The sequence below is a fragment of the Spirillospora sp. NPDC046719 genome (genome assembly GCF_040645715.1).
Lineage (GTDB): Bacteria > Actinomycetota > Actinomycetes > Streptosporangiales > Streptosporangiaceae > Spirillospora.
Map to the genome: position 1 here is coordinate 1 of NZ_JBEYYT010000029.1, position 13276 is coordinate 13276.

A 13276-nucleotide genomic window follows, 5' to 3' on the forward strand; every position below is an offset into this window, starting at 1 on the left:
ATCGCCCTTAATCGGGGCCACGACCCCCCGAGCCCCCCGGTGTGGGGGCTTCGCCCCCACGACCCCGGCGCGCTTCTCGCGATATTGGGGCTTCGCCCCTTGCCCCCCTCGGGCTTCGCCCTCGCCTTTAGTGCTGGTTTTTGCTCTGCGCCCTGGTTTTGGGGCTTCGCCCCTTGCCCCCGTTTGGGGGCTTTGCCCCTTGCTTTCCTTGGTCGTGCGGGTTTTTGCTCTGCGCTCTGTTTTTTGCTTCGTCCCCTGCTCCCTCTCGGGGGGTCAGGACAGGGGTTTGCGGGCTACGGCGCAGGCGCCTAGGCCGGTCGGCGCGTCGGTGGGGGTCGGCTCGCCGGGGGGCAGGTCGGGGCGCCAGAGGTGCGGATCGACCAGACCCGGCTCCAGCAGGTCGAAATCGCCGAACAGGGCGGTGATCTCGTCCCTGCCGCGCAGGGTGCCGAGGCCCATCGCGCCCTGGTATGCGTCGGCGACCTCGCGCAGGGCCGGGAGCACGTGGCTGATCGTCAGGAAGCTGCCGGGCGCGAGCCGGTCGCGGAGGCGCGCCAGCAGGTCGGCCGGCACGGGATCGGGCAGGAAGTGGAACAGGGCCAGCGCGCTGACCGAGACGGGGCGGTCGAAGTCGAGCGTCCCGGACGCCAGCTCGATGATGCGGTCGATGTCGGCGACGTCGGAGTCGACGTACCCGGTGCTGCCCTCCGGCCGGCTGGTCAGGAGAGCGCGGGCATGGACGAGCACGATCGGGTCGTTGTCCACGTACACCACCCGGGACTCGGGCGCGACGCCCTGCGCCACCTCGTGCAGGTTCGGGGAGGTCGGCAGGCCGGTGCCCAGGTCGAGGAACTGGCGGACCCCGTGGTCGCGCGCGAGCAGGCCGACGGAGCGGGCGAGGAACCTGCGGTTGGCGAGCGCCAGCGGCCGCAGCTGCGGGCAGATGCTCAGGATCTTCTCGCCGAACGCGCGGTCGGCGCCGAAATGGTCCTTGCCGCCGAGGTAGAAGTCGTACACCCGGGCCGGGTGCGGCACATCCGTGCGCAGGTCCACCGGAAGTGAGGCGTCGGTCATGAGGGGCTCTTCCTAGGAAGGAGGGGTGCCGAGGCCATCCGATCCTCCCATGATCGGCGACTGCCGGGTGGGGCCTAAAGGTGATTTTCTGTGTCCGAATCAGAATGATCGACTGTTACGAATACGTTGCGGGCGGTGCGGCGCGCTCTGCTTAGACTGGTCGAGTACCCGGGGGGACGCATTCTTGGTCATCCGATGGGAGCGGGATGTCCTCGGAGGGTCCGCCTGCTCGACGCGGTAAAAGCCGCCGGGAGTTCTTTCCGGCGCTCGGGGCCGTCTACACCTTTTTCGGCCTGGCCACTACCGTCTTCAGCGGCCGGCTGCTCAGTATGCCGGCGTGGGGGCTGGCCCTCCTTCTCCTCGGCTTTTTGTTCGTGGGTTTCGTCGCCGCGTCCGTTCTGGTGTCCGACCTCTCCGGACTCAAAGTGCCCGCGATGGCGGCGGCCGTCCTCGCGCGGGCGTTCCGGCTGCTGTACCGGGCCGTGCGATGGTCCTGGCCCGGGATCGTCGCCGCCCTGGCCGTCGGCCTGGTGATCTTCAAGGCGCCGGTGCTGTGGGCGGACGCGACGTCCGGCGGGTCCTGCGCGGAGCCGATCGACCTGCGGGTCGTCACGGACGCCGAGAACGTCGCACCGCTGTCCGAGGCGGCCCGGCGGTACGTCGCGGAGAGGGCGGACCACGGCTGCCGCGAGGTGACGATCAACGTCGCGGGAGACGCGCCCACCGACGAGATCAAGAACGGCTTCGCCCGCGGATGGACGAGCCCGGGCGCCGAATCGGGCGGTGGCGACTGCTCGTCCCTGCCGTCCCGGGCGACCCTCCTCGGAGCGCAGCCCGACGTCTGGATCCCCGACAGCCTGACGATCGCCAAGGGTGTGCGGGACGACGTCGAGGGCCGGACCCCGTGCTCGGGCAAGGCGAGCCACCTCATGGCGAAGGCCGACCTGGAGATCGGCCATGCGCCGTCGGTGGGATCGTCCCCCCTGGTCCTGGCCGTGTTCGGCAACTCCGACAGGCCCGACCTGGCGGGCGACCCGGGAAGGCAGAGCCTGGAGTCGCTGGTGCACGAGTTCAACGCCGAACAGGTCCTGACCTCCGTCGCGCGCCCCTCGCCCGACACCTCCGACTCCGCCCTCCTGGCGACCCCGCTGCTGCACCAGGCGCTGCGGACCGGATGGGCGGGCGGCGACAGGGAGCCGTTGGAGAAGATCTTCGACGAGAGCAATATGTCCGGCAGGGACGCCGTTTCGCTGGTGTGCGGGTTCCGGGCGAAGGACAATGGCGGAGAGCGTCCTCCCCAGGGGACGGCGGTCATTCTTCCCGAGAGCGTTCTGGCGAGATATGACCACGGTGACGCGCTCGGGGCGGGGTGTCCGGGCAGGAAGCCCTCTTCGCAATGGTGGCTCTATCCGTACTACACGAATGACCTTCCCGTCCTCGATTATCCGTTCGTGCACGTACGCTGGCCGGGCGAGGACTCCGCCAGGCGGGACAAGGCGGTCGCGGCTTTCCGGAAGTGGCTCGGGAAGGACGAATTCGCGAGAGCCGGCCTTCGCACCGCCTCCGGCCGGATCTCCGCCGCCGCAACGGCGGTGCGGAGCCTGCGGGACCCCGAGCACCCCGTCCCCGAGAGCATGCCGCCCCATCCCCTGCGCGGCGACGGCACCTGCCTCGCCTCGCTGCAGGCGCTGCTGGGCTGCTACGGCGACGCCCGGCCGAAGCCTCCCGTGGGCCTGCTGATCGACGTCTCCGGCTCGATGGCGAACACCGTCGGGCAGAACGGCCCGAGCCTCGGGCGCGCGCAGGCGCTGGCGACGCGCATCCTGGCCGACACCAGGCCCACCGCCCCGACGTCGCTGTTCTTCTTCTCGCGCAGCAGCAGCCCGCAGGCCGGGCCGGTGGCCTCGTCCACCGACGAGGCGGGGCGTCTCAAGGTGGCCGCCGCGCTCCAGCGGGCCGTCACGAACGACTGGGACATGCCGCTCACCACGGCGATCCGGCAGGCGGTCGCGACCCGCCTGCCGCCCGGCAAGAAGACCCTGGTGGTCCTGACCGACGGGCAGGCCCCCGCCAGCGATCCCGGCGCGGCCGGCCAGGCCCGCGAACTCGCCAGGACGCTCAGGTCCGAGGACCGCGCGCTGCACGTGCTGATCGTGCTCACCGGGCAGTCGGACTGCACCGCGGAGCCGGTCGCGTCGATCGCCGCCGCCTTCGGCCGCGATTCGTGCATCGGCGGGCCGAGCGGCGACATCGAGGACCTGGCGCCCCGCGCGGTGGCGCAGATCCTCTGGGGGGACGACTGATGGCGGCACCCGCCGGCGGCCTGAACGGCTACGTCACGCGGCACAGGCGCCTCGTCGCCTCCGTCGTGGCGTTCGTCCTCGTCCTGGGCGCCGCGGCGGGCACGCGGTGGTCGGCCGGCTACCGCCCGGCCTTCCGCGGATGCGGGGAGCACCGCGGCCTGACGATCGCCACGGACATCGACATCAGCCCGGACTTCCAGCGGCGCGCCCTGGTGGAGGGCTGGAACAAGCTGCACCCGGACGAGCAGGCGACGCTCGTGGAGGTGTCGCGGTCGACGGACGCGACGCGCAGCCAGCTCATCGCCGCCCTGGACTCGGGAAGCTGCGCCTACGACGTGCTCGTCGTCGACATCGCCTGGCTCCCCGAATACGCGCATCGCGGCCTCCTCGCCAAGGTCGCGGACGACTGGATGGAGGACCCGGCCGACTTCTTCCCGGTGACGATGCTGACCGGGCAGTGGAAGGGACGGCAGTACGCGGTGCCCTGGTTCACCGATGCCGGGCTGCTGTACGTGCGGCGAGGCGAGAGGACGCCGGCCTCATGGGACGAGCTGCTGAAGAAGGGGTACGCGGCGCAGCTCGGAGACTACGAAGGGCTCACCGCGAACGCGCTGGAGGCCGTCTGGAACACCCAGAAGGGAGCGGTCCTGAGCGGCACCATCGACAAGGTCGACGTGAGGACGGCCCAGGTCGTCCTCCAGGGGCTGGACCGGCTCGCGACCGGCGGCCCCGCGCTGGCGGACTCCCGTGCCTCCATGGAGGACGGCTCCCTCGACGCGTTCGCCGGGGGCCGCGCCACGCTCATGCGCAACTGGCCCTACGCCTTCAGGACGCTGACGGCCGACCCGCGCGTCGGCAACGGCTTCGATGTCGCCACCCTCCCGGCCCCGGGGTACAGCGTGCTCGGCGGATGGGACCTGGCGGTCTCCGCGCGGTCCAGGCATCGGGCCGAAGCGGGGAAGCTCGTCGACTTCCTCGGCAACGCCGAATCCCAGCACCAGCTGTTCGCCTGCGGGGGGTTCACCCCGACCAGGCTTTCGGTGCTGCACAACCCGGCGCCGTGCAGGGATCCGAAGTACCGGCCGGAGGAGCTGCCCTCGGCCAAGCGTTTCGCCGCGTTCGCCACCACCGTCCAGGGCGCGCTCGACCTGGCGCGCCGCCGGCCGGTCACGCCGTACTACGCGCAGTTCAGCGAGACCTTCCGCGGCTGCGTGGAGCAGGTGCTCGACGCCCACGCCGTTCCCCCGCGGGCCCGGGAGCCGAGCGCCGCGACGCTCGCGAAGGTGCTCACCGCCGCGCTGAAGGGCGAGCACAGCGGCTGCTAGCGCGCGGTGTCGATGATCTCGGCCGCGATACATCGCGGGACGATCTGACGGGGGCGTCTCGGGGCTGCGGGGAAGCGGACATAACCTGGGCGTATGCGGAATGTGGTGGCGGGTGTGCTCGATGTCTGCTGCGTGCTCGTGTTCGTGGGGATCGGGCGCAGCTCGCATGACGAGGCGGCCAGCGTGACGGGGTTCCTGAACACCGCGTGGCCGTTCCTGGTGGGGCTCGCGGCCGGGTGGGCCGTGCTGCGGGCGTGGCGGCGGCGGGCGGACGCGGTGGTGCCGGTGGGGATCGGGGTCTGGCTGTCGGCGGTCGCGGTGGGGATGGTGCTGCGGGTGATCTCGGGACAGGGGATCGCGTTCACGTTCGTGCTGGTCGCGCTCGTGTTCCTGGGGCTGGTGCTGCTCGGCTGGCGGGGCGTGGCGCGGGGTGCGGCGGCGCTCCGGCGTGACAAACCCGAGCGTGTCTGAGTTGTTGGATCTCTCCAAATGACCGGGCGGTCTGTTTGCCGGTCCGGCCGGTTGACGCCGGACGCGGGGTGCTGGTGAAGTTACCCGCGAGTCACGTGGGTGACCGAGCAAGCATGTCGAAGGGGACACGATGGCATCTGCGCTGCGGGACTGGCTGGACAAGCCGAACACCGGACGCGGCGTCCACCTGGCGGCCGACGACGGCGGCTGGGACTTCCGCGGCTACGGTGAGCTGGCCTCCGCCGCGCGCCGCACGGCCGGAGCGCTGATCGAGGAGGGCGTCCGCCCGGGCGACGTGGTCTGCCTGATCCTGCCCACGGACTTCACCTGCATCGAGACCTACTTCGCCGTGTGGGCCGCGGGCGCCACGGTCTGCCTGATCACCCCGCCGCTGTTCCAGGACGGCGACGACTACGTCGCGCACGTGGCCGCGATCCTGCGGCAGGCGAAGCCGGTGCTGGTGGCCGCGTCCGCGGACCTGGCGGACTACGCGGGACGGGCGATGGCGCAGGCCGGCCTGCCCGGCGAGCCGTGGCTGCCGCGGCAGGCGGCGGCCGAGGCCGAGGTGCAGCCCGCCGGGGAGCTGGCGCTGCTGCAGTTCACCTCGGGATCCAGCGGCGCGCCGCGCGGCGTCATGGTGACCTGGGACAACCTGGAGGCCAACAGCGAGCTGATCGCCCGGTCGGCGGGCTTCGAGGACGACGACGTCGTCGCGTCGTGGCTGCCGCTGTACCACGACATGGGGCTGATCGGCTGCTTCCTCACGCCGATCGCCCGGCAGGGGAAGCTGCGGCTGATGCGCCCCGACCACTTCATCCGCGACCCCGCACGCTGGATCCGCTGCTTCGCCGAGGCGCAGCACACGGCGGCGCCGCCGTTCGCGTACGCCTACTGCGCGCGGCGGGTGAAGCCGGAGCAGCTGGAGGGCCTGGACCTGTCCGGCTGGAAGATGGCGCTGATCGGCGCGGAGCCCATCGACCCGCACTCGCTGGAGGTGTTCGCGGAGCTGCTGGAGCCGTTCGGGTTCTCGCGGACCGCGTTCCGCCCGGCGTACGGGATGGCCGAGACGACGCTGCTCGTCACGATGGACAAGGAGCTGCGCGACCCGCTGGCCGTCCGGCCCGACCCGGAGTCGCTGTCGTTCGGGAAACCCGTGCGGATCCTGGAGCAGCACTCGCTCGGGCCGCGGTCGATCGGCGCGAAGGCGGGCTGGATCGTCGGCTGCGGGACGCCCGAGGAGGACGTGCCCGTCCGGATCGTCGACGACGAGGGCCGGACGATGCCGGAGGGCGTGCTCGGCGAGATCGTCGTGGGCGGCGCGTCGGCGTGCCCGGGCTACTTCGCGGGCGCCGAGGCCAAGTCGACGCGGTTCGTCGACGGCGAGGTCCACACGGGCGACGCGGGCTTCTTCCACGAGGGCCAGCTGTTCGTGCTGGGGCGGATGGGCGACAGCATCAAGGTGCGCGGCCGGTCCGTCTACGTGGAGGACCTCGAATCCAAGATCGCCGAGGTGTCCGGGCTCGGCAAGGGCCGCATCGTGGTCGTCGGGGTGCCGGGCGCCGGGCAGAAGGGCCTCGCGCTGTTCGCCGAGACGCTGGACGACGCGTGGGTGCCCGAGGTGCGCGAGATGCTGCGCCGGCGGGTCGGCGAGGACGTCGAGGTGACGATCGTGGTCGGCACCGGGCTGATCCAGCGCACGTCCAGCGGCAAGCCCCGCCGCCGGTACATGTGGGAGCGGCTCAAGGACGGCAAGTTGGACGGCGCCCGCGTCGTGGACTGAGCCCGCGCGGCGGCCGGGAGGGCCGCCGCTGTGAGGTCAGCCTCTGAACGGGGCGTCCAATTGCTAAAGCCGGTGATAACGGACAACATGGGTTGACGCTCTGAGAGGTCGACGATGCCGTCTGTTGCCACGACGCTTTTTCGCCTGGGTTCCCGCCTGGGTTCCACCGCCCAGAACGCCCTCGAGGTCGCCCGTTTCGGCGGCCTGGACACCGAGGAGGACGCCTCCCCGTTCGAGGTGGTGACCGAGCAGCGCGTGTACCGCCTGCGGCACTACTTCCCGCGGGCGGCGGACGGGCCGGTGGTGCTGCTCGTCCCGCCGCTGATGATCACCGCCGAGGTGTACGACATCTCCTCGCGGGTCAGCGCGGTGGGGGTGCTGCGGGACCTCGGCGTGGACCCGTGGGTGGTCGACTTCGGCGCGCCCGAGCGCGAGCCCGGCGGGCTGGAGCGGACCGTCACCGACCACGTGGTGGCGGTCAGCGACGCGATCGACCGGGTCCGCGCGATCACCGGGCGGGACGTCCACCTCGCCGGGTACTCGCAGGGCGGCATGTTCGTCTACCAGGCGGCGGCGTACCGGCGCAGCGAGGGCGTGGCGTCGATCGTGACGTTCGGCAGCCCGTCCGACACCAGCGTCGGGCTGCCGTTCGGGCTGCCGAGCTGGATCGCGACGGAGGGCGCCGAGCGGATCCCGGACTGGATGCTCGGCGGGTTCGCGGTGCCGGGCTGGGTGACGCGGCTGGGGTTCCAGCTGCTCAGCCCGGTGAAGTCGGTGCGGTCGCGGGCCGAGTTCCTCATGCAGCTGCACGACCGGGAGCGGCTGGCGCCGCGCGAGCGGCAGCGCCGGTTCCTGGAGCGGGAGGGCTGGGTGTCGTGGCCCGGCCCGGCACTCGCGGAGTTCATCCGGCAGTTCGTCCAGCACAACCGGATGCTGACGGGCGGGTTCGTGATCGGCGACCGCCTCGTCACGCTGGCCGACATCACCTGCCCGGTGCTGACATTCGTCGGCGAGGTCGACGAGATCGCGGCGCCGCCGATGGTGCGCGGGATCCGGCGGGCCGCGCCGCGCGCCCAGGTGTACGAGGCGTGCCTGCGGGCCGGGCACTTCGGGCTCGTGGTGGGCGGCCTCGCGATCTCCCGGACGTGGCCGTCGGTCGCGGCGTGGGTGCGGTGGCGCGAGGGCGACGGGGAGCTCCCGGAGATCGTCGCGCCGGTGACGGGGGACGAGGAGGCGCCGCCGGCGTCCCTTCCCGGCGGGCCTGCGGGCTACGGCCTCCAGCTGGCGATGGGCATCGGGACGAGCGCGGCGCGCTCGGCGTTCCGGACGGCGGCGCGGGCCGTCCAGGGGACGCGGCAGCTGAGCGGGGAGGCCGCGCAGAACCTGCCGCGGCTGGCCCGGCTGGAGCGGATCCACTCCGACACCCGGATGTCGATGGGCCTGCTCCTGGACGAGCAGGCCCGGCGCATGCCCGGCGAGGTGTTCTTCCTCTACCAGGGGCGCGCGCACACCCACGACGCCGCCAAGCGGCGCATCGACGCGATCGTGCGGGGGCTGGTCCACATCGGCGTCCGGCACGGGGACGCGGTGGGCGTGCTGATGGGCACGCGGCCGACGGCGCTGGCGCTGGTCGCGGCGCTGAGCCGGCTCGGCGCCGTCGCGGTGCTGCTGCGCCCGGACGGCGACCCGGCGGCGGAGGCCCGGCTGAGCGGGGTCACCCGGGTGATCGCCGACCCCGAGCACGCGGCGCGGGCCGCCCGCCTGGACGGGGTCGAGGGCCACGTGCTCGGCGGCGCCGGGCGCGGCGACCGGCCGGGCGGGCGCGGCCCGCTGCCCGACATGGAGCTGATCGACCCGGACGCGGTGGAGCTGCCGCGCTGGTACCGGCCGAACCCGGGACGGGCCGGCGACCTCGCGTTCGTGATCTTCAGCGGGGACGGCGAGCACCTGCGCGCGAACCGGATCACCAACCGGCGGTGGGCGCTGTCGGCGTTCGGTACGGCCTCGTCCGCCGCGCTGTCGCCGGCCGACACCGTCTACAGCATCACGCCGCTGCAGCACCCGTCCGCGCTGCTGATGAGCCTCGGCGGCGCCGTCGCGGGCGGCGCGCGGCTCGCCCTCGCCAGCGGCTACGACCCGGAGACGTTCTGGGACGAGGCGCGCCGCTACGGCGTGACCGTCGCGTCCTACACCTGGACGCTGCTGCGCGACCTGGTGAACGCGCCGCCCGACCCGGCCGAGCGGCACCACGCGGTGCGGCTGTTCATCGGGTCGGGGATGCCGCGCAACCTGTGGCGGCGGGTCGAGCACCGGTTCGCGCCCGCGCGGGTGCTGGAGTTCTACGCCTCGACCGAGGGCGAGGCGGTCCTGGTCAACCTGAGCGGCAAGAAGCCCGGCTCGCTCGGCCGGCCGCTGCCCGGCAGCGCCGAGGTGCGGCTGGCCCGGTACGACCTGGAGAGCGGGCGCCTCGTCCAGGGGCCGGACGGCCTCGGCGTCGAGTGCGAGCCCGGCGAGATCGGCATGCTGCTCGCGCGGGTCCGGCCGTCGGCGCTCGGGGCGGCGGCGCGGCCGGTGCGCGGGGTGTTCCGCTCCGAGGACGCGTGGACGATCACCGGCGACCTGTTCCGGCGTGACGCCGACGGCGACTTCTGGCCGGTCGGGCGGGACGCGGAGCTGATCCGCACGGCGGAGGGGATCGTCCCGCCGGGGCCGATCCGGGACGCGCTCGGCGACCTGCCGTACATCGACATCGTCGCGGTCTACGGCATCCCGGTCGGCGACACCGAGCTCGCCGCCGCGGCCGTGAGCCTGCGCGACGCCAAGCGCGGCGAGACGGGCACGGCGGGCGCGGCGGGACGGCCCGCCGCGGACGGTGCCGAGCTGAAGCCGGTGGACCTGTCGGAGGCGCTGCTGCGGGTGGAGCCGGGGCTGCGGCCGGCGATCGTCCGGGTGGTGGACGAGGTGCCCGTCACGGCCGGGCGGCGGCTGCGGACGGCGCCGCTGCGCGCGGAGGGCATCCCCGCGGCGGCGGACGGACGGACGTACTACCGGGACAAGGCGGGCGCGTACCGGCCGCTGACGGAGGCGGCGCGGCGGCGGCTGCTGCGCGCCCCCGCGTCCGGCGGTGTAACTCACCTGCCGTAAGCCTGGACTTACGGCCGTCCGTTGCGTTACAACAAAGCGACAGAAACTGCACTTTTGTTGCACGCCGCCCCGGCCCCCGCCCGGGCGGCGCGTCCGGAGGGTTCATGACGAGCGTGCTCGCGCCGCCGCCGGAGGGCAGCGGACTCAAGGCGGTCCCCGGCGTCCCCGGAATCCCGTACGTCGGCAACACCCTCAGCGTGATGCGCGACCCCATCGGGATGGCCCGTCGCCGCTACGAGGAGTACGGCCCGATCGCGTGGGGCTGGCTGCTCGGCATGCGGACCTGCACCGTCCAGGGGCCGGAGGCCGCCGAGACCGTCCTGGTCAACCGGGACAAGGCGTTCGCGAACGGCCCGGCCTGGAGCTACTTCATCGGGCCGTTCTTCCGCCGCGGGATCATGCTCCTCGACTTCGAGGAGCACCTGCACCACCGCCGCATCATGCAGCAGGCGTTCACCCGGCCCCGGCTGCAGGCGTACATGGAGGCGATGGCGCCCGGCATCGTCCGTGGCGTCGAGGCGTGGGACGCCCGCTCCGGCTTCAAGGTCTACGACCACGTCAAGCAGCTCACCCTCGACCTCGCCACGGACGTCTTCATGGGCGTCGAGCTGGACCGCGCCGAGGCCGACCGGGTCAACGGCGCGTTCATCGACGCCGTCCGCGCCGGCACGGCCTACGTCCGGTTCAACGTCCCCGGCCTGCGCTGGAACAAGGGCCTGCGGGCGCGCAGGGAGCTGGAGGCGTTCTTCTACCAGCACCTCCCCGACAAGCGCCGGAACGGCGGCGACGACCTGTTCGCGGCGCTGTGCGAGGCGGAGACCGACGACGGCCAGCGCTTCACCGACGAGGACGTCGTCAACCACATGATCTTCGCGCTGATGGCGGCGCACGACACCACCACCATCACGCTCACCACGATGGCGTACTACCTCGCCAAGTACCCGGAATGGCAGGAGCGGCTGCGGGACGAGACGTTCGCGCTCGCGGAGCGGCTCGGCCGGCCGTCGCTGGAGTACGCGGACCTCGACGCGCTGACCGGCATCGACATGGTGATGAAGGAGTCGCTGCGGATGGTCCCGCCCGTCCCCGCGCTGCCGCGCCGGGTCGTCAAGGACACCTCGATCCTCGGCTACCACATCCCCGCCGGCACGACCGTCGTCGTCCCGATGCTGAGCAACCACCACATGTCCCAGTGGTGGAAGGACCCCGACACGTTCGACCCCGAGCGGTTCTCGCCGGACCGCCGCGAGGACAAGGTGCACAAGTACGCGTGGTCCCCGTTCGGCGGCGGCGCCCACAAGTGCATCGGCATGTACTTCGCGGGGATGCAGGTGAAGACGATCCTGCACCAGGTCCTCCAGCGGTACCGGTGGAGCGTGCCCGCGCGGTACGAATGGCCGCTGGACACCACGTCGCTGCCGTCCCCGAAGGACGGCCTGCCCGTGCGGCTCGACCGGCTTCAGGAGGCCCCGTGAGCAAGGTCATCGCGATCACCGGCGCGGCGCGCGGCATCGGGCTGGCGACCGCCCGCGCGCTCAAGGCCCGGGGCGCCGCCGTCGTGATCGGCGACGTCGACGAGGCCGCCGTGAAGGAGGCGGGCGAGTCGCTGGGCGTGGCCGCGTTCCCGCTGGACGTGACGGCGCGCGAGTCGTTCGAGGCGTTCCTGGCGAACGCCGAGGACGCGGCCGGGCCGCTGGACGTGCTGGTGAACAATGCCGGGATCATGCCGATCGGGCCCGTCACCGGCGAGAGCGACGCCGACGCCCGCCGCTGCCTGGACGTCAACGTGCACGGCGTCATGCTCGGGACGAAGCTGGCGCTGGGCCGGATGCTGCCGCGCGGGCGCGGCCATGTGATCAACGTGGCGTCCGTCGCCGGGGTGCTGCCGACGCCGGGCCTCGCGCTCTACAACGCCAGCAAGTCCGCGGTCGTGGCGTTCACCGAGGCGGCGCGGCTGGAGGTGCGGGGAAAGGGCGTGCACGTCAGCGCGGTGCTGCCGACGTTCACCAACACCGACCTGATCGCGGGGACCCGCAGCCCGAAGGGGATGCGCAACTGCGAGCCGGAGGAGATCGCCGCGGCCGTCGCCGGGCTGATCGCCCGCCCGCGCCCGCAGGTCGTCGTCCCGAAAGCGCTGGGCCGCCAGATCAGGCTCGGCGCCCTCCTGCCGGACCGGCTGAAGCAGGCCGTGTCCCGCCGCTACGGGCTCGACACGCTCTTCCTCGACTACGACCCGGAGGCGAGGAGGGCCTACGACAGGCGGATCCGCTCCGCCCCCTGACCGCGGCGGGCGGCGCGCGCGCGGCGGAAGGCGCGGCGGGCCTGCGGGAGGTAGCGGACGGCCTCGGGGAGCAGCGGCCACAGCCGGTTCCCGGCGCGGACGGCCGCGGCGAACCGGCGGTACCGGCGCTCGTCGGCCGCGCTCCAGGGCAGCTCCAGCAGCTCGCGCATCCGGGGGTGCAGGCCGCCGACCGTGATGAACCGGGCGACCGCGTTCAGCGGCGGCGACACCGCCCGCCACACCGGCGCCGGCACCTTCGGCGGCGCGGGCAGGCCCTTGGTGACGTAGCCGACGCCGTACCGGGCGGTCTTGTGCGCGACGATCTCCTCGTCGAGCATCCGCTTCCAGTACGCCTGGAACGCCTCCCAGTCGTCGGGCATGGCGCGGTCGCTGACCCCGTACATCCGGAACCAGGTCTTGGACTCGTCGTAGATGCGGCGCTTCTCGTCCTCGCCGAGCGGCCGGATGAACGTCTCGATGCCGTAGACCATGTTGTCGAGGAAGGTGGCGTGCGCCCAGAAGTAGGTCTCGGGGTCGAGCGCGTGGTAGCGGGAGCCGTCCGGCATCGTCCCCTTGATGCCGACGTGGTAGTCGCGGACGCGCCGTCCCGTCTCGGGGGAGCGGTCGCCGCCGTAGACGGTGTCGAGGATCGGGCCGGCGGAGCGCTTCAGCCGCGCGAACGTCTCGGAGAAGAACACCGAGTGGTCCAGGACGCCCTGGCCGAGCGCCGGGAGCATGTTCTGCAGCACCGCGGCGCGGGGGCCGACCAGCAGCATCCGGGTGTCGCCGAAGTACCGCCAGGTCAGCGAGCCGGGGCCGAGAGGGGTGGGCGCTGGATCGGGCATGGACACCGCCGAGGGGGGACGAGGGTGGAACAGAACGACGGTAATTGTAGCTG

9 protein-coding genes are annotated in these 13276 nt (G+C 72.7%); 7 read left to right on the plus strand and 2 right to left on the minus strand.

Going from position 1 to position 13276, the window contains the following annotated elements; genetic code table 11:
* Positions 1–273: 273 nt before the first annotated feature.
* Positions 274–1074: an SAM-dependent methyltransferase gene (locus ABZ914_RS07925; RefSeq protein WP_500192304.1), complete on the minus strand. Its 801-nt coding sequence runs from the start codon at positions 1072–1074 to the stop codon at positions 274–276.
* Positions 1075–1442: 368 nt separating this feature from the next.
* On the opposite strand from ABZ914_RS07925, the gene ABZ914_RS07930 reads away from it, so the two are divergent.
* From ABZ914_RS07930 to ABZ914_RS07960, 7 genes are all read left to right on the plus strand, one after another.
* A complete protein-coding gene (locus ABZ914_RS07930; protein WP_500192305.1) occupies positions 1443–3377 on the plus strand; it encodes a vWA domain-containing protein in 1935 nt (644 codons plus the stop codon).
* The gene (locus tag ABZ914_RS07935) at positions 3377–4702 is read left to right on the plus strand and encodes an extracellular solute-binding protein (protein ID WP_500192306.1); all 1326 of its coding nucleotides are present in this window, start codon (positions 3377–3379) and stop codon (positions 4700–4702) included. Before ABZ914_RS07930 ends, ABZ914_RS07935 begins: the two co-directional genes overlap by 1 nt.
* A gap of 93 nt (positions 4703–4795) precedes the next feature.
* On the plus strand, positions 4796–5173 hold the full coding sequence (locus ABZ914_RS07940; RefSeq protein WP_500192307.1) for a DUF3054 domain-containing protein: 378 nt from the start codon (positions 4796–4798) through the stop codon (positions 5171–5173).
* Between the two features lie 130 nt (positions 5174–5303).
* Positions 5304–6953 carry an AMP-binding protein gene (locus ABZ914_RS07945; protein WP_500192308.1) on the plus strand — a complete coding sequence of 550 codons (1650 nt, stop codon included), beginning with the start codon at positions 5304–5306 and terminating at the stop codon, positions 6951–6953.
* A gap of 114 nt (positions 6954–7067) precedes the next feature.
* Positions 7068–10097: an AMP-binding protein gene (locus ABZ914_RS07950; RefSeq protein WP_500192309.1), complete on the plus strand. Its 3030-nt coding sequence runs from the start codon at positions 7068–7070 to the stop codon at positions 10095–10097.
* 104 nt (positions 10098–10201) lie between these two features.
* Positions 10202–11572, plus strand: coding sequence for a cytochrome P450 (locus tag ABZ914_RS07955; protein WP_500192310.1), 1371 nt, complete (start codon positions 10202–10204; stop codon positions 11570–11572).
* The gene (locus ABZ914_RS07960; protein WP_500192311.1) at positions 11569–12378 is read left to right on the plus strand and encodes an SDR family oxidoreductase; all 810 of its coding nucleotides are present in this window, start codon (positions 11569–11571) and stop codon (positions 12376–12378) included. The genes ABZ914_RS07955 and ABZ914_RS07960 overlap by 4 nt, the downstream gene beginning before the upstream one ends.
* On the opposite strand, the gene ABZ914_RS07965 is transcribed toward ABZ914_RS07960, so the two are convergent.
* Positions 12348–13223, minus strand: coding sequence for an oxygenase MpaB family protein (locus tag ABZ914_RS07965; protein ID WP_500192312.1), 876 nt, complete (start codon positions 13221–13223; stop codon positions 12348–12350). The genes ABZ914_RS07960 and ABZ914_RS07965 overlap by 31 nt on opposite strands.
* Positions 13224–13276 lie beyond the last annotated feature (53 nt).

Coding starts and splice junctions, on each gene's coding strand:
- ABZ914_RS07940 (WP_500192307.1), top strand. CDS start 4,796: ATGCGGAATGTGGTGGCGGGTGTGCTCGATGTCTGCTGCGTGCTCGTG.
- ABZ914_RS07945 (WP_500192308.1), top strand. CDS start 5,304: ATGGCATCTGCGCTGCGGGACTGGCTGGACAAGCCGAACACCGGACGC.
- ABZ914_RS07965 (WP_500192312.1), bottom strand. CDS start 13,223: ATGCCCGATCCAGCGCCCACCCCTCTCGGCCCCGGCTCGCTGACCTGG.
- ABZ914_RS07935 (WP_500192306.1), top strand. CDS start 3,377: ATGGCGGCACCCGCCGGCGGCCTGAACGGCTACGTCACGCGGCACAGG.
- ABZ914_RS07950 (WP_500192309.1), top strand. CDS start 7,068: ATGCCGTCTGTTGCCACGACGCTTTTTCGCCTGGGTTCCCGCCTGGGT.
- ABZ914_RS07955 (WP_500192310.1), top strand. CDS start 10,202: ATGACGAGCGTGCTCGCGCCGCCGCCGGAGGGCAGCGGACTCAAGGCG.
- ABZ914_RS07925 (WP_500192304.1), bottom strand. CDS start 1,074: ATGACCGACGCCTCACTTCCGGTGGACCTGCGCACGGATGTGCCGCAC.